Source organism: Devosia sp. T2-14 (assembly GCF_055397495.1).
Map to the genome: position 1 here is coordinate 2,241,314 of NZ_AP027921.1, position 26,454 is coordinate 2,267,767.

Sequence of the window (26,454 nt, forward strand, 5' to 3'; positions counted from 1 at the left end):
ATGCCCGCGAAATCCGCTGCACAACAAAAAGCCGCCGGCGCTGCATTATCAGCAAAGCGCGGCGATACGCCCAAACGAGATCTCAAGGGGGCGTCCAAATCGATGATGTCGATGAGCGAAGAAGAACTGGAAAGAATGGCGTCGACGAAACGCAAAGGCAAACCCGACCATGTTGCGAAGCACTAAGTCGCAGCTTGACGCCAACCTGGCAGGAGACGGGTCCATCGGGATGCTCATGAGTGCTTCGGGCCGCCGCAGGGTCGGCCGGAGACAAAGCGCCAAGTGGTGGCCGCCAGAGAGCGGGGCACCGCTAGGGGTTTGGTCGCAGCGCCCCGCCCGTAGCGCTGTCCAGCAGGCGCCACGGCGTCCCTAACGTTGATTTCGCGTCAGCGGTTCCAGCGTGTGAATATCGGGCTATCGTCGCGTCTTCCCTCCATTTCCAGAATGCGCGCCTCCAACAAAGCGCGGGTCTGATCATATGGATTGGTGGTACACGCGGTCGCGACTGCCTGCCCTGCAACGCACGCATATAGTACCCCGTGCTCAACGAAATAGACCGCCGAATAGACCTGCCCCTCTCTTTCGATGGCGACGGTATCAACCTTGCTTTCGTTCAGCATTGGTTCCTCCAATAATGCCGTTCAAAATCCAACGATGATGTACTTCACCGATCGTACGTTTCGATTTTTCGGCGGCCGGAGGACCTATCTCCCGTGGGGCTCCTCACCGGTACCGAAAAGGTCCCGGCCCGCGAGCCGGGACAGTTTGGACACGATTAGAGCCAACATCAGAAGGCTCTAAGGATGTCGGACGTTCCGAAAAACGTTGAAAAGACTGGATCGGTTCCCGGCAAAGCCAGGATGGACGCGCAGCGCATGGCCGCGAAGAACACCTATGCAAGACCTCGTATTCCTGCGGGCATTCCTAAGCATGAGGAGCGGCGCATTCTGCTGCTGATTCAGTACGCCACTCAGTGGGGTGCTGCTGCAGAGCCACTGGCGGTCATCTTGGCAATGGTTGCGGAGCAGATGCAACCTACTGCTTGAGCCTTGTGACAATGCCCAAAGCCCCGGTGCCAACGCCGGGGCTTCTTCTTTTGCCCGAACCCTGTCGGTAACCCTGTCGGTAAGAAAAAACCGGGCGCCGCCGATTTCTCGGAGACGCCCGGCTTGATTGGTCGGAGTAGCGTGATTCGAACACGCGACCCCCTGCTCCCGAAGCAGGTGCGCTACCAGGCTGCGCTATACTCCGTCACAATGCGACACGGGATTTGTGGCAAATCAGCCTTTTGGGCGGTCTCTGCCAGTCGCGATGGGCCGGGTTATAGCTGCGCTTTCCGTCTCGTTCAAGCGTCTCCCACAGGCTTTTTATGAAGTGCTCAGGCTGTGTTGCACAGCACCGGCAAACCGTGTAGGAACCGCGCCAGTTGGGGCGTCGCCAAGTGGTAAGGCATCGGTTTTTGGTACCGACATTCCCAGGTTCGAATCCTGGCGCCCCAGCCAACTACCGCTCAAATCCCTGAAATAGCTAGCATTTGAATCGGCGGGCCGACGAGGCGCTGCCCCGTGGCACTACGCAGGTAGGTCGCGACAGCCCGTGCGCACGACCGTCCTTGGGACGGCCGTGTGAGTGACAAGGTTCTGATGAGATTCGGTGCGCGATTCGCCCAGCGTGGCCGAACAGAGCCTGCCTACGGCAACTCTTTCAGTTGCCGCGCTTTCGAGCAGTGACCTCGATTTCGACTTTGATCTCTTCGACCGGGAAGCCGCAAATGATGGTGGTGTTCGTGGGGCGGGGGTCGGAGAATGTCTCGCCCAGGACCTTCGATACCGTCATCACGTCCTGGCGATCCGCAACGTAGACGTTGAGACGCACGATATCAGCCAGACTGGCACTGGCCTGTTCCAGCGCCTTGGCGATGGTGCGGAGCGACTGGCGGGTCTGTTCTTCCGGATCGGGCGAGATCGAGCCGTCGGGCGCGTGGCCGGCCGTGCCGGAGACGAAAACCCATTCGCCGTCGACGAGTGCGCGGGAATAGCCGGCCAGCTTTTCAAACTTCGATCCAGAGGAAATCGCCCAGCGGTCTGTCGACATGGTGTTCTACTTTCGTGTGTTGGTGGGCAGCGCCGAACTGGAGCGCTCTAGGGCGTGTCCGTCGCGCCGTCCTCGGTGGCGAGGATGTCGAGCAGCAGATCCTGCGAGGCCCGGATATCGGCTTCACAGGCAACTCCCAGCGCCTCCCAGTCGCCACCCTTGATCGCATCGATCATGGCTTCGTGCTGGTCCGTAAAACCGGCCTTGTGCTCTGTCTTGAGCAGTTCGCTCATCCTGTCGGACAGGAAGCGCACATAGGGTCCGGAGCGAAGCCAGAGATTTTCGATCTGGCTCAGGAGCACGGGACTGCCGGATGCCTGGTAGATATGGAAGTGAAACGCCCGGTTCGCGGCCGTCATCTCGGTATTGTTTCCGGCACTCGCGCTGGCCCGATGGCGGCTCAGGATCTGCTCGAGCGTGGCGATGTCTTCTGGTGTGAGCAGGGGCCCGGCAATGCGCGCAGTTGCGCCTTCGACGATCATGCGGGCGCGGGTGATGTCGCGCAGTTCAGGGGCCGTGATGGCGGGGACGTAAGCTGTGCCAGACGCCGAAATGCTCAGGGCATTTTCTGACGCCAGGCGCCGAAGTGCTTCGCGCACGGGCATATGCGAAGTCTGAAAGCGCTCGGACAACGACGCGATCGTGAATGCCTTTCGTGCTTCGAAAGCACCCGACATCAAGGCATCGCGCAACTGCTCGTAAACAAGGTCATGCACAGTCTTGCGCGAAGAAACTGGTTTCAGCTCGCCGGTCGAGAATTTGCTTTCGAGCAATCGAATACCCTTTCCCATGCGCTGACGACCTTTTGTTGTTTGCTAGTATGATCAAAGGACATAGTCCGCAACACGCAAATGCCCACTCAGCCGAGCTGCCGGACGAAACTCGTGACACGATCCAGCGCCAGATCGATGTCCTCCAGCGACAGCGAGCCGAAGCAGAAACGCAGATGGCCTTCGCCTGCCGGCCCGTAGAAGCTGCCGGCTTCGACCACGACGCCGGTTTCGTCCATCAGGCGTTCGGCGAAAGTTTGTCCCGGGAGGCCAAACTTGGACACGTCGGGGAAGGCGTAGATGGTGCCCTGCGGCCAGGGGCAGGTTACACCCGAAATCTGGTTGAGCCGGGTCACCACGCGATCCCGCTTCTGACGGTCATCCGCGATCAGTTCGGCCAGCACGGCAGGATCGCCGTTGAGTGCGGCGAGGGCGCCTTCCTGGATGAAGGTGTTCACATGGGTGACGTCATTGGCGGTGATCTTGAGGATTGCCCCGACAGCTGCCTTGGGTGCGGCCAGATAGCCGATGCGCCAGCCGTCCATGGCGTAGCTCTTGGTGAAGGCAAAGAGCGTTACCGTGCGCTCGGCCATGCCGGGGAGCGAGGCAATGGATATGTGCTTTGCCTCGTCATAGACGATCTCTTCGTAGACCTCGTCGGATACCACGATGAGGTCATGGCGAATGGCGACGTCGGCCAGCGCGGTCAGTTCCTCCCGCGTATAGACGCGGCCGGTTGGATTGCACGGATTGATCAGCACGATCATCTTGGTGCGGTCAGTGATGCTGGCCTCGATCCGCGCGGCGTCGATCGCATAGCCGTTCGCAGCGTCGAGCGGCACGGGAACCGCGGTGCCGCCAGCCAGTTCGATCTTGCCGACATGCTGGGGGTAGTAGGGCTCGAGCAGGATGACCTCATCGCCGTCATCGATGAAGGCCATGAAGGCTGCGTAGGAGCCGTGGGTCAGGCCATTGGTGACCACGACCTGGTCCGGCGTAACGTCCATGCCATTCTGGCGCGCCAGCTTTGCTGCGACGGCCTCGCGAAGGGGGAGAATGCCGGGCAGGTCCGAATAGTGGACTTTACCATCCTGGATAGCGGCGATGGTCGCGTCCTTGATGTGCTGGGGCGTATCGGCAAAAGGCTTGCCCAGTTCCATATGGATTAGGTCGTCGCGGCCACTGGCTGCGGCGCGCGCATACATGCCGAAGGATTTCTTGGACGTGCCGGTAATGCGGCGGGCGAGTTGCTTCATAACTATATGTCCTGGCGGCGCTGATGGCCGCTGTACTGGTCGATCATTTGGTCAGCATGTCCTTGAGGCGGGCCTGGATAAGCGCAGCCGAAGCGACCATTGGCGTGAATTGGTGGAAGGGAAGGGGGCGGAGCGGCCGCAGTGGGATCGGCAGATCCTGAACGTTGTCGCCCAATGCAGCGCGCGCCAGGACGCGTCCGAGTTGCGCCGTCATGGCGATGCCGCGTCCGTTGCAGCCGATGCCGCCAAACCATCCCTCGCCCATCCGGTAGAGGCGGGGCAGGAAGTCCGGCGTCATGGCGGCTACGCCCGTCCAGACCACTTCGGGAGCCACTGCCTGGGGCAAAGCGAGTTCTTCGCTGAGGCGCTCGGCGACGGCGCGGCCAAGCCTATCGAAGGCGCCAAACGGGATGGCCGCCATTCCGCCGCTGATCAGACGATTGTCGCGATCGAGCCGGTAGGTGAAGAGGTTTTGCCGCGTATCGCCCACGGGCCGGCCATCGGGTGCGATGCGCCGGACAGTGTCCGCATCGGCCGGGGTCGTGGCAATCTGATAGACCCGCAGGGGCACGGATGAGCGTCCCATGCGCGAGGCAACGCCAGCGGTAAAGGCATTGGTGCACTGGAGCACCTTGTTGGCCTTAAGCGTGGCGCCCGAGCGCATGGTCAGGCGCCAGGCGGCGCCGTCCCGCGAGACCTTGTCGACGCATTGCCTCTCATGCACCGTGCCACCCCGGCGCCGGACACCCTTCGCAAGACCGCGCAGGTAGTCGAGCGGGTGGATTGTGCCGCCCTCGTCATCGAGCAGTGCGCCGGCGTAAATGCTCATGCCGGTCTGCTCGCGGGTCTGGTCGGCATCGAGAAACGAAACTGGCCGCCCGAGGTCGCGCCACAGGGCGGCGCGGGCCTTGAGCATGTCCGCACCCGCCGCGCCATAGGCGGGGTTGAGCCAGCCGGTTTGCTGGGCATCGCAGGCGATGCCGTCTTCCTCGATCGTACGGAACACCGCATTGGCGCCGTCGCCGACCAAGCGCAGCAACGCGTTGCCGCGTTCTGTTCCAAGTTTGGAGCGAACCGCGTTCGGATCCGCCTTGGCGAAGTTCGGCACCACGAAGCCGGCATTCATGCCGCTGGCGCCGGTACCGATCTGGCCTGCCTCCAATACGGCCACCGAGCGGCCGGCGAGGAGGAGTTCACGCGCGGCCGTCATGCCGGTGAAACCGCCACCAATGATGGCGACATCAACCGCCTGCGGCAGCGTCGCGTCGGATTCCGCCGGCAGCCGCGCCGTACGTGTCCAGAGAGTGTCTTGGGTAGGGCTGGTCATGGTCAGGTCCGAATACGCGGATCGAGCAGGATGTAGAGGAAATCCACGATCAGGTTGGCGATGACGATGAAGAAGCCAGCCAGCAGGACGACGCCGATGATCACAGGCCGGTCCAGCGTCTGCACCGATTGCACGGCCAGTGAGCCGATGCCCTGAAGACCAAAGACCTGTTCGGTAACCAGCGCCCCGCCGAGCAGCGCGGCAATATCCGCTCCCAACTGGGTGGTGAGTGGCGCGAAGATCGAGCGCACGCCGTGCTTGTAGACGACCTTGCGTTCCGACAGGCCTTTCGCCCGCGCGGTACGGATATAGTCTTCACCCAGCACCTCGAGCAGTTGCCCGCGCGTCAGTCGCGCATAGATGGCGGCCGAGGTGAAGGCGAGCGTGAACCAGGGCAGCATCAGGTGCCAGGCCCACAGGCCGGGATTGTCGAGGAACGGGCGATAGCCACCGGGCGGGAACAGGGTGAAACCAGCCTGGCGCGGCACGAAATAGAGGAAATAGAGCGCGGCCATGCCCAGCACGAAGGATGGGAAGCTCACGCCAATGAGCACGAAGCCCTGCCCGATGCGATCAGCAAGGCCTCCCGGCCGCCGCGCCGACATGATGCCGATGGGGACGCCCATCATCAGCCAGAGCACAACGGCACCGACGCAGAGCGAAATGGTGGCCGGCATGCGGTTCTTGATCAGGTCCAGCACAGGCTGCTGGTTGCGATAGGAATAGCCCAGGTCGCCGCTGAGGCTGCGGCCGACAAAGCTGAAATACTGTTCGACGATCGGGCGATCGAGGCCGAGATTTTCTCGCACCATGGCAACCTGCGCCTCAGTGGCGCGCTCACCGGCGACGATGCGCGCCGGATCGCCCGGTGCAACGAAGAACAGGGTGAACACGAAGCCGCTGAGCATGACGAGGACGAGCGCGGCAAAGCCGATCCGGCTGGCGACGAAGGAGATCATGACGCTGCCCTCACTGACTTCTTTTTCTTCTTGGGAGCCCTGTGCCGCATGCTGGCGGGGTCGAGCGCGTCGCGCAGGGCGTCGCCCAGGATGTTGAACGAGAGGGTGGTGAAGAGCAGCGCCAGGCCCGGAAAGAGCACCAGCCACCACGCGAACATGTAGATCGAATTGTTGGCCGCTTCGGCCAGCATGCCGCCCCAACTCGGCGCCGGCGGAACGATGCCGAGGCCGAGGAAGGAGAGGGTCGCCTCGAAGATGATCGAGGTGGGTACCATCATGGTGGTGTAGATGATGATCGGCGCGCCGAGATTGGGCAGGATGTCGGTAAACATGATCGACAGGTGTCCCGCGCCCATCGAGCGCGACGCGACCACGAACTCGCGTTCCCTAAGCGACAGGACCTGCCCGCGAATGACGCGGCCCATCGTCGTCCAGGAGAAGAACACGATCACCGTGAGGCTAAGGGACACGCTCGGGCCGAACACGGCCACCAGCGAAAGCATGCACAGCAGCACCGGGATGCTCATGACGAGATCCATCAGCCGCCCAAGCACCACGTCGATCCAGCCGCCGAAGTAGCCGGCCACGAGCCCGACGGTCACCCCGATGACGGCGGCCAGCAGCGAAGCTACGACGCCGATAGCCAGCGAGATGCGGGCGCCATGGGCAAGGCGCACCAGAACGTCGCGCCCTAATTGGTCAGTGCCGAACAGGAATTCGCCGTTGGGCGGCACAGGCAGGCCCGTGGGGGTGAGGCCCGTGTTGAGGAATTGGGCAGTCGCGGAATGCCCGGTCAGGGCTGCGATGGCGTCAGCGCCAACGGCCACGGCCACCAGTGCGATGATGAACAGCATCGACACCATGCCGGCCCGGTCCGAGATGAGCCGGCGCATGGTCAGTTCCAGGGAACCGCGCTGCTTGATTTCGGTGCTCATGGCGTCACCCCCTGAGAGAGGGGATCGGCGAAACCGCCGCCGCTCTTGCGATAATCCGGATCGGCCGCCGCCAGCAGTTCGCGCGTATAGGGATGCTGCGGCTGGTGATAAAGCGTTTCGGTGTCGCCCCGCTCGACCACTTGGCCAGCCTTCATCACGATGATCTCGGAACTGACGTGCCGGACGACGGCGAGGTCGTGGGAAATAAAGAGATAGGACAGCCCGAGTTCGCGCTGCAGGCGGCCGATCAGATTGAGGATCTGCGCCTGGATGGACACATCGAGCGCGGAAACCGGCTCATCGAAAATGATGATCGAGGGGTTGAGCGCCAGGGCACGGGCGATGCCGATACGCTGCCGCTGGCCGCCGGAAAACTCGGACGGGAAACGGTTATAGTGCTCGGGATTGAGCCCCACGATCTCCATGAGATCACGGACCTTGTTCTTGCGCGCCGTGCCATGGGCCACATTCTGGATGCGGAAGGGATCGCCGATGATCGATCCGACCCGCCGGCGCGGATTGAGCGAACCGAAGGGGTCCTGGAACACCATCTGCACGCGCTTGCGCATCTCGACCCACTCGCGGCGGTCAAGGCCGATGACGCTCTGGCCTTCGATGGTGACATCTCCAGATGTAGGGGGCAGCAGGCCAGCAATGATGCGCGCCAGGGTGGACTTGCCGCAGCCGCTCTCCCCCACAATGCCAAGCGTCTTGCCGCGGGGCAGTTCCAGGCTGACGCCCTTGAGGACTTCGAGGTTGATGTTCTTGCCGAAGAGCGAGCGTCCGCCATAGGTCAGGCGCACGTCGGAGACGCTGACGACAATGTCGGAATCCTGCTCGATGGCCTTCGGTTCCTCCGGCGCGGCGGGGAGGGCTGCAGCCGTTTTGGCTGCCTTGTCCTCGAGCCAGCAGAGCGAGCGGGTGCCATCAGAAAAGTCGCGCAGCGGCGGGCGTTCCTGCCGGCAGATGTTCATGGCGGCCGCGCAGCGTGGCGCGAATGCACAAGCCTTTTGGTCTAGGAGAAGGCTCGGCGGCTGGCCGGGAATGGAGGGCAGGGCGCCGCGGCTCTCGTTGCTCGGCGATGAGCGCAGGAGGCCAAGCGTATAGGGATGGGCCGGTGCCGTGAGCACGGCCTCGCCGGGTCCCATTTCCATGCGATTGCCGGCATACATGACCATGGCGTGATCTGCGATGGAGGAAAGCAGTTCGAGATCGTGCGTGACCATGATGATGGCCGTGCCCAGTTCAAGCCGCATCTCGTTGAGCAGGCTGATGATCTGTGCCTGCACGGTCACATCGAGCGCGGTGGTGGGCTCGTCGGCGATCAACAGGGCCGGGCGAAGCACGATGGCCATGGCGATCATCACGCGCTGGCGCATGCCGCCCGAGAATTGGTGAGGATAGTCGTGGACGCGCTTTTCGGGATCGTGGATGCCGACGCGTCCGAGAATGTCGATGGCTTCCTGCAGCGCCTCTGCCTGGCTGATCTTGCGGTGCGTGCGGATGGCTTCGGTGATCTGTGCGCCGATCGTATAGAACGGATGCAGGCTCGAGAGCGGGTCCTGCGAGATCATGGCGATGCGATTGCCGCGCAGTCGCTGCATGTCCTTAGGGGACAGCGTCAACAGGTTGCGGCCTTCGAAGATGATTTCGCCCGTGATGATGGCACCGGGCAGGAGGCCCATGATGGCCTGGGACAGGACGCTTTTGCCTGAACCGGATTCACCGGCAATGCCGAAGAGTTCCCCGGCTTCCACGTCGAACGAAACGTCGCGGGCGGCGTGGACATGACCATCCCCGGTTGGGATGTCGATGTTCAGGTTTCGAACGGAAAGAACGGTCATAAGCGGATGGTTCGCCAAGGGGGCCAAAGTCGGGAGGCCGGCCGGTTGGCACGAGCCGGCCTCCGTCGGAGTTTGTGCTGGGACTAGCGGTTCAGCCAGACATTGGTCCAGTCGCCGTTGCCGCCTGCGGCATAGGGCAGGAAGTTCTGGACGCCGGCACCGTGGTAGAGAACGGTGGTCTGCGAGATCAGCGGCACGGTCGGGGGATTGGCCATGACGATTTCGTCGACTTCATTCCAGAGCTTGGCAGCTTCTGCGAGGTCGGACGTTGCAAGGGCCCTAGCCGCCACTTCGTTGGCTGCTTCGTTGTTGTAGTCCGAGAAGTTGAACGTCCCGTGGGTGCCGTCATAGGTATACTGCGGCTGGAAGATCGAGCGAGCAGCCCCACCCGGCCAATCCGGCGACCAGCCCGAAGGCACGAGGTCCCAAACGCCGTTCTGCGCATTCTCGAAATTGGTGATCAGGCGCGGATAGAAGTCGGACGCCGGGGTCGGCACCAGTTCGATCTTGAAGCCTGCAGCTTCGAGGCTGGCCTGCAGCACCTGAGCTTCCGCGGCGCCGTTGCCGGCATTGCGGAACGGCATCTTCAGCGACAGCCCATCGGGATAACCGGCTTCGGCCAGCAGTTCGCGGGCCTTTGCGGGATCGCCCTGGCTATCGGCAGTCGGATAGGGCGCGAAGTCGTGGTGGCCCAAAATGCCGAGCGGGAAGATGCCATTGAGCGGCGTTGCGAATTCAGGACCGCCGAGCTGCTGCACGATGGCGGCCTTGTTGACGGCATAGTTCAGCGCCTGGCGCACGAGCGGGTTGGCCAGTGCACCATCGTTGTTCTTTGAAACGGTGTTGATCCAGATCATGCGCGAGGAACCCTCGGCCAGGGTCGAGATCTTGTCGTCACCCTGCATGGTCAGCATCTGCACCGTGACCGGCGGAACGTTGATGTCATAGAGCATGTCGCCGTCACCGGACTGCAACTGCTGCATCGCGGCGTCCGGCTGCACACCGGCAATGACCTCGATCTTGTCGACATAGGCCTTGCGCAGCGGATCGCTTTCGGCCTGCCAGGCGGGGTTGCGGGTCAGCGTGACCTGCGTGTCCGGCACATAGGATTCGATCGTGTAGGGGCCGTTCGAAACATAGTTTTCACGATATTCGGGGCTATCGGGCAGGTAATCGAGCACTTCCACCGGAGCGGGCGTGGTGACCGGCAGGGTGAGCAGATAGATGAAGTCGTTTGCCGCATACTTGAGGCGGAAAATGACGGTGTCGTCAGAAGGCGTCTCGATGCCGACAACGTCGCCCGCCTCGATATAGGCCTTCATTGCTTCTGCGGTGGGTTCCACACCGGCAAAGCCGGCACAGAAGTCAGTGAAGCCGACGATCAGGTCCTCGAAATAGGAAACTGCTGGAGCAGGAATGAAGGGGTTGCAGAGGCGCATGAAGCCGCGCTCCACGTCGCCCGCGACGACCTGGCGGGGACCGTCCGCCGCGTCCCAATTGGCACCCTGACGCAGCTTGAACGTATAGGTCAGGCCCTCGTCGGTCGGCACGGGCACGCTGTCGGCAAGGTCGGCCTGCGGCGCGATCTGCTCATCGGCATCGGTTGAGGCCGCGAAGTTGATCAGCTGCCGCGTCGTTGCGCGGAAGAAGCTGCCGGTGTCGGCAGTTGCCGGCGGCACGGTGTCGAACCGGTCGACTTCGGCCGTGCCCAACACGCGCAGAGTCCCGCCGGTGCGGGCTTCCTGCGCGAAGCTTCCCGCAGAACTCATCAAGGCAAGCGTCAGCCCGGCCAGGGCAATCCTGGCAGATGTCCGATGTGTCATTTTATCCCTTTCTGCCAATCCGGCAGTTCCCTTCAACCTCGGCGATTCCGTGGCTTGCTTCCCCTAAAGCCCGAAAATCGGCGTCTGAGCATTTGATCAAACGCTAAGATACTAGAAGGCGGTTTGGCGCGCTGTCAACGACCCTGGCTGTGCAAAACCGGCTGGAGGTTCCCGGAAATGCTCAGAACGGCAAGTTTGTGATTTTTTGATCAAACGACTTTACAGCCGCATGTGATGCCGACACATTAGCGCCGAAAACTGGCTGATCGCAGCCGGTAGGCACGTGTTCGGCCGGAGGAAAAATACATGGCAGCCATCGCTTTCACCAACGCCACGCTCTTTGACGGGCGCAGCGACGAGGCCATTCCGGGCATGAACGTTCTCGTCGTGGATGGCCGCATCGAGGCCGTCACCGACCAGTCGATTACCGGCAAGGGCGTCACCGAGTACGACGTTGGCGGCCGCACCTTGATGCCCGGCATGATCGACGCCCACGCCCACGTGTTCGCGATCAACCTGGTCGCCGAACACGACCGCAATATTCCTCTGACCGAGATGACCGCGCGCGCCGTGCCCCGCATTCGCAAGATGCTCGATCGGGGCTTCACCAGCGTTCGCGACGTGGCCGGCGGCGATGTCGGCATCCGCAACGCCATTGCCCAGGGTTTCATTCCGGGCCCGCGGCTGTTTGTCGGTGGTCCGGCCCTGAGCCAGATCGGCGGACACGGCGACCATCGTAGTTCGACCGATGAGAGCCTCGATATCGACCTCAATTCGAGCGCCTTCTACTTCACCTGCCGCATCGTCGAAGGCACCGACAATCTTCGCAGCGTCGTGCGCAACGAACTGCGCAAGGGTGCCGACCACATCAAGGTGCTCGCATCGGGCGGCGTCGGTTCACCGAATGACGCCATCGAAGTCCCGCAATACAGCGAAGAGGAACTCCGCACGGTCGTGCGGGAAGCCGCTGTGCGCGGCAAATATGTCTGCGCCCACGCCTATGAAAGCGCCGCTATCGCCCACTCGATCCGGGCCGGCGTGCGCACCATCGAGCATGGCAATTTGATCAATGCCGAGACCGCCGCCATGGTCGCCGCGGCAGATGCTTTCGTTGTGCCCACCCTGGTCGCCTACGAAGTCACCGCCCAGCACGGCGAGCGCCTGGGCCTGTCGCCCTACGTCATGCAGAAGCTCAACATGGTCAACGATGCCGGCATCGTCATGTTGGGTCTCTGCGAAGATGCCGGCGTGAAGCTTGGCTTCGGCACCGATCTCATGGGTGACATGGAGTTCGCCCAGCTCCAGGAACTGACCATTCGCGCCCGCGTGCAGCGCCCGGTGGACGTGCTGAAGTCGGCAACCTCCATCAATGCGGAAATCGTCCAGCGTTCGGGTGACCTGGGTGTCATCGCGCCCGGTGCCATCGCCGACATTCTCATCGTCGACGGCAACCCGCTCAAGGACATCTCGGTGCTGACCGAGCCCGAAAAGAACCTGCGCCTGATCATGAAGGATGGCGAAATCTACAAGACCGATCTCAGCCCCAAGTCGGCCTAAATCCGTCACACCGTTCATTCTTCGAGAGATGCCCATGTCCGTCGAGCCTACTACCGCCCCCTTGACCTTCGATACGCTCTACAGCGAGCCCAGCATCATCGGCACCCTGCCGATCGCCGCTTGCTGGTCGGCGGACGGCAGTAGCCTCGCTTTCCTCTGGAATGAGGGCGGACACACATTTCGCGATATCTGGATCTGGGAGAAGGGTTCAAAGACCCGGCGCCGCCTCACCAATCTCGGCGCCGGCCGCACCAGCGGCGAGCCAGCCGGCATCTCCGAACTGGCCTGGTTGAGCGAAGGCCGCCTGGCCTTCGTTCTGCAGGGGCAGCTCTATCTCGCAACGGCAGACGGCGCCGTCGCCCCATTGGCCATCGGCACGCAGGGTGTCAGCGCCATTGCCGCATCTTCTGATGGCGCCGCGCTGGCCTTCCTGTCCGGGAGTTCGCTTGTGACCGTCGCTGCAGACGTCGCGGCGCAGCCCAAGACCCTGTTGGCCGGATCGAAGTTCGTTGGCGTCGAGTCCTTCCAGTGGACCGCCAATGGAAACCTCGTTTTCGTCGAGGCCGACGACACCAATACCCGCAAGATCGAGATCTCCTACGATTCTCACGGCGAGGCGCGCAAGGACCGCTTCGTGCGCTCCTTCCCCGGTGACCTGCTCACGCGCCGTCGCGTCGGCCTCGTCAAGGCCGAGGGCGGCGCGGTGTCATGGTTCGAACGGCCCGACGCCGAAGACGCCATCTGGGGCTACGGCCTCTCGCAGGACGGCAATTCGCTGTTCATCAGCAGCAGCGACCTGTCGATCAAGAACTACACCATCTTCATGTTCGACACGCGTAGCGGTGCCCGAAGCGTGTTTTACGCGGCGCACGATCCGGTCAAGATTCGCCCCGATTGGCAGGTGGCATTTGCCCCCGATGGCCGCGGCCTGATCGTCCTCACCGATCGCGATGGCTACAATCACCTGCACCTTCTGTCGGCGCAGGGGGCAACGCTGGAGCCGATCACCTCTGGCGCGTGGGAAATTGCCGAATTCGCCATCGATGCGTCCGGCGGCAAGATCTATTTCATTTCCAATGAAGCGCATCCGGCAGAGCGCCACGTCTATTCCGTCGCCCTGACTGGCGGCGCCGTGACGCGCCTGACTGGACCTGCCGGCATCCACGTCCCCACCTATGCGCCGGATTTCAGCACGTTCGCTGATCTGTTCAGCGACGACATGACGCCGCCCGAACTCTTCGTGCAGTCCACGGGGGGCGCGGGCGAGCCGGTGAAGGTGACGCATTCGCCGTTGCCTGCCTTTGCCGAAAGGCGCTGGGCGGACGTGCGCTACGTCCCGTTCAAGAGCCATGTGGATGACGCCGAGCTCATGGCGCGCGTCATGCTACCGCATGGCTTCAAGCCCGATGGTACCCACCCGATGGTGGTTGGCTCGGTCTATTCCGATGGCCTGCTGAACCAGTGGGGCGGCCGGGCGGCGCATCCGAGCTGGGGGATTGACCAATATCTCGCCTCGCGCGGTTTCGTCGTCGTTAGCCCTGAAATCCGGGGCAGTTTCGGCCGCGGTCGCGAGTGGAACCGGGCCATGCTGAACAGCTATGGCACGCAGGACATCGAAGACATCGCCGATTGCGTCACCACGCTGACCGGTCTCGGCTATGCCGATCCCGAGCGCGTGGGTCTCTGGGGTTCCAGCTATGGCGGCCTCATGACGCTGATGTCGCTCTTCAAGAAGCCCGGTTTCTACGCGGCGGGCTTCGCGGGCGCTCCGGCAACCAACGTCTGGCACGCCTATCCCGAGCAGGGCTGGATCATGGGTCTCACCGAAGGCGAGGACTATATCGAGCGCTACCGCGCCCAATCGGCCCTGTTCCACAGCGCGGGCCTCAAGGACGCCTTGACCATCCTGCACGGCACCAAGGACGAAGTCGTGCTCTATGCCGACACTATGGCGCTCGTCGAAAAGCTCATCAGTCAGGGCAAGACATTCGAGCTGGTCTCCTTGCCCGGAACGGGCCACGCCTGGGCCAAGCAAGACCGCACCCTGACCCGCTTCGCCTATGGCAAGCTCGCGAGCTTTTTCGAACGACACTTGAAATCGTAGGCTAGCGGCGCGGCTGCGCTTCTGGCTGGTCGAAAAAAGGATGCCCGAAGCGCCGCCGCTGCGCCTTAGTCGAGGTCGGGCTTCGGTTGCACAAATCGCTCGAGCTTGCCGAAGGATGTGGTGACGTCGCTCCAGCTCTCGGTGTCGAAGTCGATGACGACAAGCCCGGCGGTGGGGAACTGCTGGAGTTGGTTCTGGTCGGGGTGTCCGCCCGGCCCAGTCAACCTGAGTGCGAGGGCATGGATGCCCGGATTGTGCCCGACAAGAAGCAATGAGGCGACCTGGGGATCGGCCTCGTTGATGACGGCCAGTAGGGAACTGGTCGACGCTTCGTAAATGCGCCGTTCGTCGTGCCGGAGCACATCTCTGCCTAGGGCCGCGTCAACGAGCTCCCAGGTTTCCTGTGTCCGGCGGGCAGTCGAGACGATCGCCAGATCGGGCACGAGACCTTCCTCGGCCATATATCTGCCCATGGCCGAACTATCGCGGCGGCCGCGCGCGGTGAGTTGCCGGTCGTGGTCTGCAACGCCCGCGGGGTGGTCCGATTTCGCATGGCGCAGAAGCATGAGCCGACGCATCCCGCAGTCCTCCGAAGTTGCATGCCGACGCCAGCATGGCGCGCTCGCGCGCGGCAGCGTCAGAGCCCGAGATACTTGACCATCAATGCGGCCACGAAGGCAGTCACCAGGCCATTGAGCGCCATGGCGAGCCCGGCGAAAGTTCCGGCAACCTGATCGACCTGGAATGCCCTTGCCGTGCCGATGCCGTGCGAGGTCAGGCCCGCCGCAAAGCCGCGTGCAGCATAGTCGGTAATCTTGAGGGCGTTCATCAGCGGGGTAACGATAACAGCGCCCAGAATGCCGGTGGCGATAACCAGAACGGCGGTGAGCGCGGGTTCGCCGCCAATCTCGCCGGCGATGCCAACAGCGATGCCGGCAGTGACCGATTTGGGCACGAGCGCCAGCACGATCGGTTGAGCGGCGCCCAGCAGAGCAGCAATGCCGGTGGCCGAGAGCATGGCAAAGGGCGCACCGATTGCCAGCGCGGCGAGGATGGGCAGCGCCGAGGCGCGCACCAGCTTTCGGCTGCGATAGAGCGGCACGGCCAGTGCTACGGTGGCTGGGCCCAGGATGAAATGGATGAACTGCGCACCATCGAAATAGGTGTCGTAGCTCGTGCCGGTCAGCTGCAGCACGATGACGACAAGCACGATGGTGATCAGCACCGGATTGACCAGCGTATGATAGCCGCTCAGCCGGGCAAGCCGCTGAGCCGCGAGAAAGACGCCAATGGTCAGGGTCAGCCACAGCAGGGGAGTGGCGGCGAGATAGACCCAGAGATTGAATGGTGCGGCTTCGGTCATGACTGGCTCCCGCTCCGGCTAACGAGACGGCTGACGCCGCGGAATACCCCTACGGTGACGATTAGCGTCAGCACGGTGGAGACGACCAGCGCCGCGATCAGGGCGATGCCGTTGTCGAAGATGAGCTGGTAGTGCTGCGAGATGCCAACGCCGGCCGGAATGAACACCAGGCCCAGATTGGCCAGCAGTCCATCGGCCGCCTTGGCGACGTCGCCCTGCTCGGCGCGCTCGGGCTGCTTCAGTCGCCCGTGAATGACCAGCAGGATGAAAAGCAGCACAATGCCGATAACCGGGCCGGGGACGGGCAGGGCCAGCCCGCGGGCGATCACCTCACCGGCGAGCTGGCAGGCCAGCAGGACGAACAGTCCGAAAAGCATCGCGACTCACAAAGGGAATGCGTTGGTCTAGTTTTGCGGGTCGAGGCGGATCAGTTCAACCGGTGCTTGGCGAATTGGCCACGTGCCATGATCGCCGAGAGGTGGGCACCATCGCCCTGCAGCAGGGTGATATCGGCGAGCGGATCGCCATCGACGACCAGAATGTCGGCCGAGGCACCGGCGGCAATTACCCCGGCTTCGCCTTCCAGACGGCACAGGCGGGCACCGATAGTGGTCGCGGAGCGGATGATCTCCGCATTGGTGAGCACGCGGGCCAGGATCTCGAATTCCATGCAGTGATACTTGCGCAGCTCGCCCAGCAGGTCAGAGCCGAACGCCATGGGCAGTCCGGCGTCGCGCATCACTTCGAGCGAGCGCAGGCCGCCACTGCGGACGGTTTCGATCTTGGCGAATTCGGCAGCACCAAGGCCCAGCGCTTCGCCCTCGATGGCTAGCGCGTCATAGGCGACAAGGGTCGGCACGGCGATGCAGCCCTTGGCAGCGGCGGCGCGGGCGGTCTCGGGCTCGATCAGGTTGCAGTGCTCAAGCGAATGCACGCCCAGCTCGACGCAGCGGCCGATGGCCTTGTCGGTATAGACGTGCGCCGAGACATAGAGGCCAGCATTGTCGGCTTCCTCGACCATGGCGAGGATTTCGTCGCGCGAATACTGGATCGAGTGGATCGGGTCATTGGGCGATGAGACGCCGCCATTGGCCATCACCTTGATGAAATGGGCACCTTCCTTGATCAGGGTGCGGCAGGCGGCGCGGACATTGTCCACTCCATCGACGATCAGGCCCATCGAGCCGGTGCGATCCGAGAACAGGCCTGGGCGGTCATCGGTGCGCTTGCGCAGGTCGGCATGACCGCCAGTGGTGGTCAGGCCCTTGCCGCAGATGACGAGGCGCGGACCGGTAATCAGACCTTCCTCGACGCCGCGGACGAGACCGTGATCGGCACCGCCGAGATCGCGCAGAGTGGTGAAGCCGCGCAGCAGCGCTTCGTTCATCACCCGCGCCGAACGGAGGGCAGCCAGCGAGGAGGGGGCGATCATGTTGCCCCATAGATCGAGCGTTTCGGCGACGACGTGCACATGGCAATCGATCAGGCCGGGCATCAGGGTGCGGCCGCCGAGGGCGACTTCGATCGTGTCGGAGGGGGCGTCGACCGAATTGCCGACCGCGACGATGCGGTCGCCCGTCACCAGCACGTCGAGGCCATCGCGCAGTGCGCCTGCCTCGGCATCGAGAATGCGGCCGCCGGTGAAGAGATAGCTCGAAGTCATAGTCGGTCCTGAAATCTCGAAGTTACTTGTTGTGGCAGGCGACAAGCCGGCCATCGGCGCGCTCGGTCAGCTCGGGGTCGACGCTCTTGCAAACGTCAGTCGCCAGCGGGCAACGTGTGTGGAAGGCGCAGCCCGAGGGCTTCTTGGTCGCACTGGGGATATCGTCGTTGTTGGCGCTGAACTGGTGGCGGTTGCGCGGGTCGAGTGACGGCGCCGAGCGCATCAGCAGTTCGGTATAGGGGTGGGTCGGCATGGCGAAGATCTTGGCCTTGGGCGCGATCTCGACAATGCGGCCGAGATACATGACCGCGACGCGATGCGAGATGTATTCGACCACGCCCAGGTCGTGCGAAACGGCCAGGTAAGAGACACCCAGATCGCGCTGCAGGTCGCTCAGCAGGTTGAGGATCTGCGCCTGCACCGACACGTCGAGCGCCGAGACGGGCTCGTCGCAGACGATGACGTCGGGCTTGAGAGCGAGGGCCCTGGCAATGCCGATGCGCTGGCGCTGGCCACCGGAAAACTGGTGCGGAAAGTTGTCGGCCTGATCGGGACGCAGGCCCACGCGCTCCATCAGTTCGGCGACGCGGTCGCGGCGCTCGGCGGGGGTGCCCACCTTATGGATGTCGAGCGGGGCGCGGATGATGTCGCGGACCCGTTGGCGCGGATTGAGCGAGGAGAACGGGTCCTGGAACACGATCTGCATGCGGCGGCGATAGCTCTTGAGCGCAGCACGATCGAAGCCGCGGATAGCCTGGCCGTCGAAATTGACATTGCCGCCGGTCGGCTTGACCAGGCCCATCAGGGCCAGTCCGGTGGTCGACTTGCCGCAACCGCTTTCACCGACAAGGCTGAGGGTTTCGCCACGCCCGAGCGTGAAGCTGACGCCATCGACGGCCTTGACCGCCCCCACCTGACGCTGGAACACGCCGGCGCGGATGGGGAAGTGAACTTCCAGATTGTCGACGCTCAAGAGCGGTGCGCTATCAGGCTGCATCATTGTGCTCCCAGCAGGCGGCCCAATGGCCCGGCCGTTTTTCTTCAAAGGGTGGACGTTCCTCAAGGCAGCGTGCCGAGGCATTGGGGCAGCGCGGGGCAAAGGCGCAGCCCTTGGGCAGGTTCCAGAGGGGAGGGACCGTGCCGGAAATGTCGGCCAGCCGGTCACCGGCCTCGCTTGACGCACCCGGACGCGGCACGGCGCCCATCAGCCCAACCGTATAGGGGTGAAGGGGGCGATCGAAGAGATCGAAGATGCTGGCTTCCTCGACCTTGCGGCCGGCATACATCACGATGACGCGGTCAGCGACTTCCGAGACGACGCCGAGATCGTGGGTGATGAGGATCTGCGCGGTGCCGAGGCGCTTTTGCAGATCCGAGATCAGGCCCAGGATCTGCGCCTGGATGGTCACGTCCAGAGCGGTGGTCGGCTCGTCGGCAATGATGATCTTGGGATCGCAGGCCAGGGCCAGGGCAATCATGGCGCGCTGACGCATGCCGCCCGAAAGTTCGTGCGGATATTGCCCCGCCCGACGGGCAGGGTCGGGCATCTGAACCAGCTGCAGCGCCTCGATGGCGCGTTCGTCGGCCTGCTTGCGCGAGCATTTGCGATGCTGGCGGACGGCTTCGGCGATCTGCTCGCCGATCTTGATCACCGGATTGAGCGCGGTCAGGGGCTCCTGGAAGATCATGGCGATCTTCTCGCCGCGGAAGTCCTCGACCTGACGCTGACTCATGCCGAGGAAATCGACGCCATCGATCATGATCTTGCCGGATGTGACATTGGCCGCCTCAGGCAGCAGGCGCAGCAGTGCCAGCGCCGTCATCGACTTGCCGCAGCCGCTTTCGCCGACAATGCACAGGGTCTCGCCCGCATGCACGGACAAGCTGATGTCGGAGACGACGGCGAATGAGCCGTTAGCCCCTTTGATCTCGATTCCGAGATCCGAGACTTGCAGAACCGGTGCTTGGGTACCGTTCATTGTTTCACTCATTACCATCGTCTCCGAAAAGCCGGGCCTCTTGGGGGAGCCCGACTGGACTCGCTAATTTAGTCGGTTGCGCCTTCGAGATTGCCGACCATGTAGGCATAGTCGCCGCTCTGAACGACGTTGCGCGTCAGGTGCTGCATGATCATCACGCCGTTGGCGAACGGGGTCTTGATCTCTTCGAGGACTTCGAAATTGTACGGGCTGACAACGCGGCCCAGCAGCTGATCGCCGGTGATGACTTCACCATTGGCCGGAGCCAGGGTCTCGATCCAGCCGCCCTGGCTCGGACGCACGCCGGCCAGCTCGGTGACGACGATCTGCTTGGGATGCGGCAGCATTTCGCCGGGGATCACGCCCTTCTGGCGCAGCATGTTGAGCACGCCGTCAACGGTGCGCTTGATATAGGGGGTCTGGTCGACGATGCCGCCACCCAGTTCGATCACCGCAACGGGGATGTTGCGCTTGTCGATGGTCACCGACTTGGTGGTGCCGCCGAACACGGTGCCCTGCTTGTTCTCGACCGGGCGGTAGAGCAGCTTGGAGCCGAACGAGCGCGACAGCTCTTCGTCGTTCCAGATGTAGACATAGTCCACGGTCGGGCGATCGGTGCCGCTGTGCAGGTCGATATGAACGTCGATGACGTTGAAATACTGCTCGGTCAGCGCATGGGCCAGCTGCTGGCTATAGGTGCCGGTCGGGCTGCCAGGGAACTGGCGGTTGAGGTCGACCTTGTCGATCGTGTTGAAGCGCTCGTTGACGGCAAAGGCCTGCGGGTTGGCCACCGGCAGCAGCAGGATGCGGCCCTTCAGCGGCATGTCCTTGAGGATGTGGAACAGCTCGAGAATTGCCTGCGAGCCCGTGTTCTCATTGCCGTGGATCGAGGCGGAAATGCCGATCGTGGGGCCGTCCTGTTCGCCGACCAGCTCGTGGATATACAGCACGCCATCGCTGCCATCGGCATTGGTGGTGAACTTGGGGCGAAGCTGGTTGATGGATTTTACCATAGCGAAGTTCCTTAGTTTATTTGGCCTTGGCCCCGCCGCGTGACAGCTGGCGTGGATCGAGAACGTCCCTCAGGCCGTCGCCCAGGAGATTGAAGCCGAGCACGGTGACCATGATGGTCGCGCCCGAAATGATGGAGAGCCACGGCGCGTCGCGCATGAACTTGGTGCCGTAGGCGAGCGTCCAGCCCCAAGTTGGGGTCGGTGGCGGCAGGCCGAAGCCGAGGAAGCTCAGCGCCGATTCCGAGATGATCGCGGTGCCCAAGCCCAGCGAGGCCAGCACGATGATCGGGCCGAGCGCGTTGGGCAGCACTTCCTTGAAAATGATGCGGATGGGGCTGGCGCCGAGGGCGCGCGCCGCCTGCACGTAATTCTGTTCGCGCAGCACCAGGGTCGTGGAGCGCACGACACGGGCATATTCCGTCCAGGCCACCACGATGATGGCGAAGGAGACGTTGAGCACGCCAGGTCCGAGCACGGCGACGATGGCCAGGGCCAGCACGATGGCCGGGAAGCCGAGGAACACGTCGGTGATGCGCATCAGGATCTGGTCGACCCAGCCGCCAAAGAAGCCGGCGACCAGCCCCACAACAGTGCCGATGACAGCCGAGCAAACCACCGAGATGATGGCGATGGTCAGCGAGATGCGGGCGCCGAACACCAGACGGGACCAGAGATCGCGGCCGAAATTGTCGGTGCCCAGCCAATGCTCCATCGTGGGGCCGGCAAAGCGGTTGCGCATATCCATCTGCTCGACGCCATGGGTCGCCACATAGGGGGCGAAGACGGCGAGCAGTATGATGGTGAGGGAGATCACCAGCCCGACAACGAGGGAGGTGTTCTGGAGAGCTTTTGGCAGACGCATGGAGATCACCCGAGCCGGATGCGCGGATCAACCGCTGCATAGAGAAGATCGACCACCAGGTTGACCAGCGCGAAGACGATGGCAAAGGTCAGCACGATGCCCTGGATGAGCGGCAGGTCGCGCTGCGAGATGGCGGCGATGGTCAATTGGCCAAGGCCCGGCCAGGCAAAGATCGACTCGGTGATCACCGCGCCGCCCAGGAGGGCGCCGAAGCGCAGGCCGATGATGCTGAGTACGGGCAGTAGGGCATTGCGCAGGGCATGGCGGACGACCACGCGGCCACGGCGCAGGCCCTTGGCATAGGCAGTGCGGACGAAGTCCTCGCGCAGCACTTCGAGCATGGAGGCGCGCACCAGGCGCGAGATGATGGCGGCCGAATTGGCAGCCAGCGCCAGTGCGGGCAGGGCCAGATGGGTCAGCGAGTCCCAGAGCACCTGGGGGCGGCCGGTGACGGCAGCCAGCAGCGCTTCATGCAATGGCACGCCGCGACCGATGGCCGGGAGCCAGCCCAGCTGCACCGCAAACAGCAGCATCAGCAGCAGGCCGAGCCAATAAACGGGCATGGAAACGCCGAGCTGCGCGAACAGCATGGTGAGCGTATCGATCCACGACCCTTGGCGCACCGCGGCGACAACGCCCAAAGTCACGCCGATAATGGTGGCCAGCAGCAATGCAATCACGGCAAGCTCGATCGTGGCGCCAAGACGGCCCATGATGATTTCGGAGACCGGCTGGTTCTGGAAGATCGACCGGCCCATATCGCCCTGCAGCAGCCCGGCGAAATAGTCCCAGAGGCGAATGTACCAGGGGTCATTGAGCCCCAGCGCATTGCGAAGGTTGAGAATGGCCTCGGGCGTGGCGTCCTGGCCAAGCAGCACGGCGGCCGGATCGCCCGGGATCAGCAGCAGAAGGCCGAACGTGACGACCACCATGCCGATGGCCATGGGAATAAGCAGCAGAAGTCGGCGGAGGACATAGGCTACCATTGCGTCGACTCCTTTCTATCGGTGTGAGGGTTCATCGGGTCAGGCAATCACGATCTCATCGAGCTTGCGCGGGAATTGGGTCAGGCTCTCGGGGCCGTTCTCGGTGACCAGCACCGTATCGGCGAGGCGGAAACCGCCGAGCCCGGGCACATAGAGAGCCGGTTCGGACGAGCAGACCATGCCGGGCACCAGCACGGTGTCATCACCGCCTTCGACCCAGGGGGCTTCGTGGAACATCACGCCCATGCCGTGGCCGACGCGATGCAGGCAATATTCGCCCATGCCGGACTCGCGGATGAAGGCGAGGGCGCGATCATCGACCGAGGCGCAGGTGGCGCCGGCGACGAGGCCAGCGGTGCCCATGGCCTGGGCCTCTTGCGCGACGTTATAGAACTTTTCCTGTTCGGCGCTGGGTTCGCCCAGAATGAAGGTGCGCTCGCTTTCGGCGGCGCGGCCGCCGACGCGGCAACCGAGCGACAGGATCATGCTCTCGCCGCGCTGCGGGCGATGGCCGGTGGGCATGCCGTGCGGGAAGGCCGAGCGCTGGCCGGAATAGACGAGACCGCCAGCGGTGCCCTGCACCAGCATGACGTCCTCATGCTCGCGATACATGGTGTCCAGCGCATGGCGGATGATGTGGGATTCGATTTCGATCTCGGTCGGCATCAGGCTGCCGGTGCGCAGGGATTCGCTGATCAGCGCGACGCCGGCGGCCACCATGGAATCGGAGATGCGCGCGGCTTCGCGCTGCAGTACCAGCTCCTCGGGGCGCTTGGTCAGGCGCATCTGCCCAACAATGCCGGAAGCCTGCACCGTCGCATTGGGGAAGGCGGCTGCGATCTGGGGGACGCGGCCAAACGAGATGCCGGGGGAATGGGCGACGACGCCCTTGATGTCGCCCAGGGTGCGCGCCAGCACGGAAAACGGCCGGTCGCGGCCGGGAAACTCGAAATAGACCACTAACTCGGCCGCCATATTCTGCACGAGCGCATGGTGGCGCTCCAGCTCGGGCACCAGCAGATAGGCATCGGTCTGGGTCAGCGCGAAGACCACCGGGCGCTCGGTGGTGTAGTGCGAAAAACCGGTCGTGTAGATGACGTCGTCATTGGAATCGAGCAGCAGCACATCCACGCCGCTCTCGGCCATGCGGGCGCGAATGTCGCGATGGACCGAAGCATAATAATCGGCGCTGAGGCGCTGCGAAAAAGTCATGACGATGTCCTTGAAACAGGCGGAAGTACCGGCCGGCGCAGTGTGCGCCGGCCGGAGATCGAGTGATTAGTCGGTGAACCCGATCAGGCCGCGCAGGTTGCCGCGCGGGGTCGCCTGGACCTGCTCAACCGGGAGATCCTTGGCGTAGAACATCTGGTAGCCCTGAGCCGAGGTGACGTAGTAGGGCAGCTCTTCGGCCAGGATCGTCGCAGCCTTCTGGTAGGCGGTGACGCGATCGGCCTGATTCAGCGTGGAACGGCCTTCCTGCAGCAGCGCATCAACCTCTGGGTTGGAATAGCCGCTCCAGTTGCTCGGGCCACCAGTGGTGAACTGAGCGAACATCAGGCGGTCCGGGTCAACGATGTTGAGCCAGCCGAGCACGGCGATCTGGTGCTTGCCGGCCTGCACGTAGTTGGTCGAGAACGACGGCCAGTCGGTGATCTGGGCGGTTGCCTTGACGCCAGCCATTTCGAAGATCGCCTGCATGAACTCAACGGTCTGCACGCGGTTCGGGTCTTCGCTGTGGGTGGCGATGGTGATGGCCAGGTCTGCGCCATCCTTGTCGAGGATGCCGTCGCCATTGCTGTCGGACCAGCCCAGTTCGTTGAACAGGGCGACCGCGCCATCTACGTCGAAGGTCGGCTGCGAGATGGTGTCGGTATAGGCCCAGGAAGAGGGCAGCAGCAGCGAGTGGGTGACCTGGTCAACGCCCTGGTAGATGTCGCCAACGATGGTGTCCTGATCAACCAGCATCGCGAAAGCCTGGCGCATCTTTGGATCGGCCAGCATCGGATCCTTGGTGTTGAAGTTCAGGTAGTTCACACCCAGGCCAGCCATGATGACGTTGCCGAAGCGGTCATCATTCTTGAGGCGCTCGATATCCTGGGGCGACAGCGGCGACTGGATGACATCCAGATCGCCCGACTCGAACGCCTGGGCGCGAGCCGAGTTGTCACCGATGACCTTGAAGACCACCTTCTCGACTTCGGGAGCGCCGCGCCAGTAGCTATCATTGGCCTCGAGCACGATTTCGCTGCCGCGGTTCCACGACACCATCTTCATCGGGCCGGCGCCGACCGGGTTCAGCGCGATATCGGTGCCGCCTTCGACCAGTGCCTTGGGCACGATGCCGATATCGAGATAGCTCAGCAGCGGCGCATAGGGAGCGCTCAGCGTGAACTTGACGGTCTGGGCATCGACGGCTTCAACGGCCGAGATCGGCGAATAGAGCGCGCGCTGCGGAGCGTTGAAATCGGGGTTGGTGATGGTGGTGAAGGTATACACCACGTCATCGGCGGTCAGCGGCGAGCCATCCGAGAAGGTGAGGCCTTCGCGCAGCTTGAAAATGAACGTGGTCGGATCGGGATTCTCCCAGCTTTCGGCCAGGTCAGGCACGGCTTCCAGCGAGGGGGTGATGTGAACCAGGCCCGAATAGATCAGGTCGGCCGTGCGCGAGGCGGTGCTGTCGCGGGTCAGGCGCGGGTCGAGCGTACCGGCATCGACGTCAGCGCCGATGACAAGGGTAGGGGTGTCCTGCGCAATGGCAACAGCCGGCATAAAGCTCAACGCCACGATGGCGCTGGTCGTCAAAAGAAAATTCTTCATTCCCATTCCCTTGCTTAGATTGTTTTGTCGGCAGGCTGGTTTGCCAGCCCTGCCGTTGCATTGGTGACAGACCCGTCGACGCCGCTCTCCTGTGCGATGCGTCGTTGCCGCAATGCGGTCAGGTGTGGCGCCAAGGTCGTTTCCAGCGCACCCGGATCGGGCGCGTGGCGATATTCGAAACACTGCACATTGGCCCGAACGAGGTCGGCGATGTGGTCGGCGCCGGTGGCGTAGATCACCACGTCGCAGGCACCCAGAACGTCCTGCAGGTCGGGCGACGATGACCAGGTGACGCGCACGTCAGTGATGTGAGGGGCAAATTCGCGCACGCCGGGGCGCATGATCGCGATGTATTCCTGGAAGTGGGTGACGGCCGCCACCCGCATGCGCGGATCGAGCCCGGCCAGGCTCTGCCGCGTGCGTTGGGACGGGATGAACCGCAGGCCCAGCACGTTGTTGAGGCCGGTAATGGTGCGCACCTCGCCCTCGCGATGCAGGAAGGTCAGCACCAGATCGGCGGCGAGGCAGGCATCGCGCTGGGGGCCGGGCGCCTTGATGGCATCCAGGGTTACCAGTCGGATATTGTCATTGACGCTGAGCGTGGGGCGGATCTGCTCGACATAGTCGCGGCCCGGTCCCTCGAAAATGCAGACGAAGACCAGGTTCAGCCCGACGCTCGGGCGGCGCAGATGGGCCTGGGCATTGATCATCGAGACCAGCGCCATGGGTGACACACCCAGCGTCTCGGCCTTGCTGATGATCTTTTCGATATCGCCGCGCAGAGCATTGATCGGCTGGTCCTGGTCGGTGGTGCCCACGCGTTCGCGGGCAATGAACGCACCGAGCCCCTGACGCATCTCGATCAGCCCCTCATCGCGGAGCTGCTGGTAGACCTGGCTGACCGTCATGGGGGCGATGCCCAGCTCGGCGGCCAGCTGACGCACAGATTGCAGCTTCGTGCCGTATGGCAGATCGCCAAAGGCCAGCGTGTAGCTCAGCAGACCATGCAGCTGAGTACCCACGGGGACGGGCAGCGACTTATCAATACTGGAAGCGTCAATCGGGAACATGTATGTGTTCTACCATGTCAGTACACCTCAAC

The 26,454-nt window shown here is 63.2% G+C and carries 25 protein-coding genes and 2 tRNA genes; 5 read left to right on the forward strand and 22 right to left on the reverse strand.

The features are described from left to right. Entirely contained in the window at positions 1–186 is a 186-nt protein-coding gene (locus ACZ5WT_RS11090) for a DUF3008 family protein (RefSeq protein WP_464283852.1), read from the forward strand. Positions 187–386: 200 nt separating this feature from the next. Here ACZ5WT_RS11090 and ACZ5WT_RS11095 read toward each other — a convergent pair whose 3' ends face one another. Continuing rightward, on the reverse strand, positions 387–620 hold the full coding sequence (locus tag ACZ5WT_RS11095) for a hypothetical protein (protein ID WP_464283853.1): 234 nt from the start codon (positions 618–620) through the stop codon (positions 387–389). Between the two features lie 183 nt (positions 621–803). Between ACZ5WT_RS11095 and ACZ5WT_RS11100 the strand changes: the two genes are divergently transcribed. Then, on the forward strand, positions 804–1,046 hold the full coding sequence (locus tag ACZ5WT_RS11100) for a hypothetical protein (protein ID WP_464283854.1): 243 nt from the start codon (positions 804–806) through the stop codon (positions 1,044–1,046). 128 nt (positions 1,047–1,174) lie between these two features. Here the strand turns inward: ACZ5WT_RS11100 and ACZ5WT_RS11105 are convergent. Further along, a tRNA-Pro gene (locus tag ACZ5WT_RS11105) sits at positions 1,175–1,251 on the reverse strand. Positions 1,252–1,427: 176 nt separating this feature from the next. Between ACZ5WT_RS11105 and ACZ5WT_RS11110 the strand changes: the two genes are divergently transcribed. Beyond that, positions 1,428–1,502: transfer RNA gene (locus tag ACZ5WT_RS11110), tRNA-Gln, on the forward strand. 202 nt (positions 1,503–1,704) lie between these two features. On the opposite strand, the gene ACZ5WT_RS11115 is transcribed toward ACZ5WT_RS11110, so the two are convergent. From ACZ5WT_RS11115 to ACZ5WT_RS11150, 8 genes are all read right to left on the reverse strand, one after another. Next, positions 1,705–2,094, reverse strand: coding sequence for a RidA family protein (locus tag ACZ5WT_RS11115; RefSeq protein WP_464283855.1), 390 nt, complete (start codon positions 2,092–2,094; stop codon positions 1,705–1,707). A gap of 47 nt (positions 2,095–2,141) precedes the next feature. Continuing rightward, positions 2,142–2,867 (reverse strand): GntR family transcriptional regulator, encoded by a 726-nt coding sequence (locus tag ACZ5WT_RS11120; protein ID WP_464283856.1) that lies wholly within the window; start codon positions 2,865–2,867, stop codon positions 2,142–2,144. 86 nt (positions 2,868–2,953) lie between these two features. Then, positions 2,954–4,120: a pyridoxal phosphate-dependent aminotransferase gene (locus tag ACZ5WT_RS11125; RefSeq protein WP_464283857.1), complete on the reverse strand. Its 1,167-nt coding sequence runs from the start codon at positions 4,118–4,120 to the stop codon at positions 2,954–2,956. Positions 4,121–4,163: 43 nt separating this feature from the next. Further along, a complete protein-coding gene (locus tag ACZ5WT_RS11130; protein ID WP_464283858.1) occupies positions 4,164–5,447 on the reverse strand; it encodes an NAD(P)/FAD-dependent oxidoreductase in 1,284 nt (427 codons plus the stop codon). Between the two features lie 2 nt (positions 5,448–5,449). Continuing rightward, positions 5,450–6,406: an ABC transporter permease gene (locus tag ACZ5WT_RS11135; protein WP_464283859.1), complete on the reverse strand. Its 957-nt coding sequence runs from the start codon at positions 6,404–6,406 to the stop codon at positions 5,450–5,452. Then, a complete protein-coding gene (locus ACZ5WT_RS11140; RefSeq protein WP_464283860.1) occupies positions 6,403–7,341 on the reverse strand; it encodes an ABC transporter permease in 939 nt (312 codons plus the stop codon). The genes ACZ5WT_RS11135 and ACZ5WT_RS11140 overlap by 4 nt, the downstream gene beginning before the upstream one ends. Then, entirely contained in the window at positions 7,338–9,185 is a 1,848-nt protein-coding gene (locus tag ACZ5WT_RS11145) for a dipeptide ABC transporter ATP-binding protein (protein WP_464283861.1), read from the reverse strand. Before ACZ5WT_RS11145 ends, ACZ5WT_RS11140 begins: the two co-directional genes overlap by 4 nt. A gap of 83 nt (positions 9,186–9,268) precedes the next feature. Next, positions 9,269–11,008, reverse strand: a complete 1,740-nt coding sequence (locus ACZ5WT_RS11150; RefSeq protein ID WP_464283862.1) for an ABC transporter substrate-binding protein — start codon at positions 11,006–11,008, stop codon at positions 9,269–9,271. A 306-nt stretch (positions 11,009–11,314) separates the two neighbouring features. On the opposite strand from ACZ5WT_RS11150, the gene ACZ5WT_RS11155 reads away from it, so the two are divergent. Together ACZ5WT_RS11155 and ACZ5WT_RS11160 are read left to right on the forward strand one after the other, a co-directional pair. After that, complete coding sequence (locus tag ACZ5WT_RS11155; protein WP_464283863.1) at positions 11,315–12,565, forward strand: metal-dependent hydrolase family protein; 1,251 nt, start codon at positions 11,315–11,317, stop codon at positions 12,563–12,565. Positions 12,566–12,599: 34 nt separating this feature from the next. Further along, on the forward strand, positions 12,600–14,669 hold the full coding sequence (locus ACZ5WT_RS11160) for a prolyl oligopeptidase family serine peptidase (RefSeq protein ID WP_464283864.1): 2,070 nt from the start codon (positions 12,600–12,602) through the stop codon (positions 14,667–14,669). A gap of 65 nt (positions 14,670–14,734) precedes the next feature. Here ACZ5WT_RS11160 and ACZ5WT_RS11165 read toward each other — a convergent pair whose 3' ends face one another. The 12 genes from ACZ5WT_RS11165 to ACZ5WT_RS11220 form a co-directional block, all read right to left on the reverse strand. After that, on the reverse strand, positions 14,735–15,235 hold the full coding sequence (locus tag ACZ5WT_RS11165) for a SixA phosphatase family protein (protein ID WP_464283865.1): 501 nt from the start codon (positions 15,233–15,235) through the stop codon (positions 14,735–14,737). Positions 15,236–15,306: 71 nt separating this feature from the next. Beyond that, positions 15,307–16,032, reverse strand: coding sequence for an LrgB family protein (locus ACZ5WT_RS11170; RefSeq protein ID WP_464283866.1), 726 nt, complete (start codon positions 16,030–16,032; stop codon positions 15,307–15,309). Beyond that, on the reverse strand, positions 16,029–16,409 hold the full coding sequence (locus ACZ5WT_RS11175) for a CidA/LrgA family protein (RefSeq protein WP_464283867.1): 381 nt from the start codon (positions 16,407–16,409) through the stop codon (positions 16,029–16,031). Before ACZ5WT_RS11175 ends, ACZ5WT_RS11170 begins: the two co-directional genes overlap by 4 nt. 50 nt (positions 16,410–16,459) lie before the next feature. Further along, on the reverse strand, positions 16,460–17,695 hold the full coding sequence (locus ACZ5WT_RS11180; protein WP_464283868.1) for a metal-dependent hydrolase family protein: 1,236 nt from the start codon (positions 17,693–17,695) through the stop codon (positions 16,460–16,462). A gap of 22 nt (positions 17,696–17,717) precedes the next feature. Next, the gene (locus tag ACZ5WT_RS11185) at positions 17,718–18,692 is read right to left on the reverse strand and encodes an ABC transporter ATP-binding protein (RefSeq protein WP_464283869.1); all 975 of its coding nucleotides are present in this window, start codon (positions 18,690–18,692) and stop codon (positions 17,718–17,720) included. Beyond that, entirely contained in the window at positions 18,682–19,674 is a 993-nt protein-coding gene (locus ACZ5WT_RS11190) for an ABC transporter ATP-binding protein (RefSeq protein ID WP_464283870.1), read from the reverse strand. The genes ACZ5WT_RS11185 and ACZ5WT_RS11190 overlap by 11 nt, the downstream gene beginning before the upstream one ends. Before the next feature lie 68 nt (positions 19,675–19,742). Then, positions 19,743–20,687: a succinylglutamate desuccinylase/aspartoacylase family protein gene (locus tag ACZ5WT_RS11195; RefSeq protein WP_464283871.1), complete on the reverse strand. Its 945-nt coding sequence runs from the start codon at positions 20,685–20,687 to the stop codon at positions 19,743–19,745. A gap of 16 nt (positions 20,688–20,703) precedes the next feature. Next, positions 20,704–21,549: an ABC transporter permease gene (locus tag ACZ5WT_RS11200; protein ID WP_464283872.1), complete on the reverse strand. Its 846-nt coding sequence runs from the start codon at positions 21,547–21,549 to the stop codon at positions 20,704–20,706. Positions 21,550–21,554: 5 nt separating this feature from the next. After that, positions 21,555–22,535 carry an ABC transporter permease gene (locus ACZ5WT_RS11205; RefSeq protein WP_464283873.1) on the reverse strand — a complete coding sequence of 327 codons (981 nt, stop codon included), beginning with the start codon at positions 22,533–22,535 and terminating at the stop codon, positions 21,555–21,557. A gap of 39 nt (positions 22,536–22,574) precedes the next feature. After that, positions 22,575–23,747, reverse strand: coding sequence for a M24 family metallopeptidase (locus ACZ5WT_RS11210; protein WP_464283874.1), 1,173 nt, complete (start codon positions 23,745–23,747; stop codon positions 22,575–22,577). Positions 23,748–23,813: 66 nt separating this feature from the next. Next, positions 23,814–25,352, reverse strand: coding sequence for an ABC transporter substrate-binding protein (locus ACZ5WT_RS11215; RefSeq protein WP_464283875.1), 1,539 nt, complete (start codon positions 25,350–25,352; stop codon positions 23,814–23,816). Positions 25,353–25,366: 14 nt separating this feature from the next. Beyond that, the gene (locus ACZ5WT_RS11220) at positions 25,367–26,422 is read right to left on the reverse strand and encodes a GntR family transcriptional regulator (RefSeq protein ID WP_464283876.1); all 1,056 of its coding nucleotides are present in this window, start codon (positions 26,420–26,422) and stop codon (positions 25,367–25,369) included. Positions 26,423–26,454 lie beyond the last annotated feature (32 nt).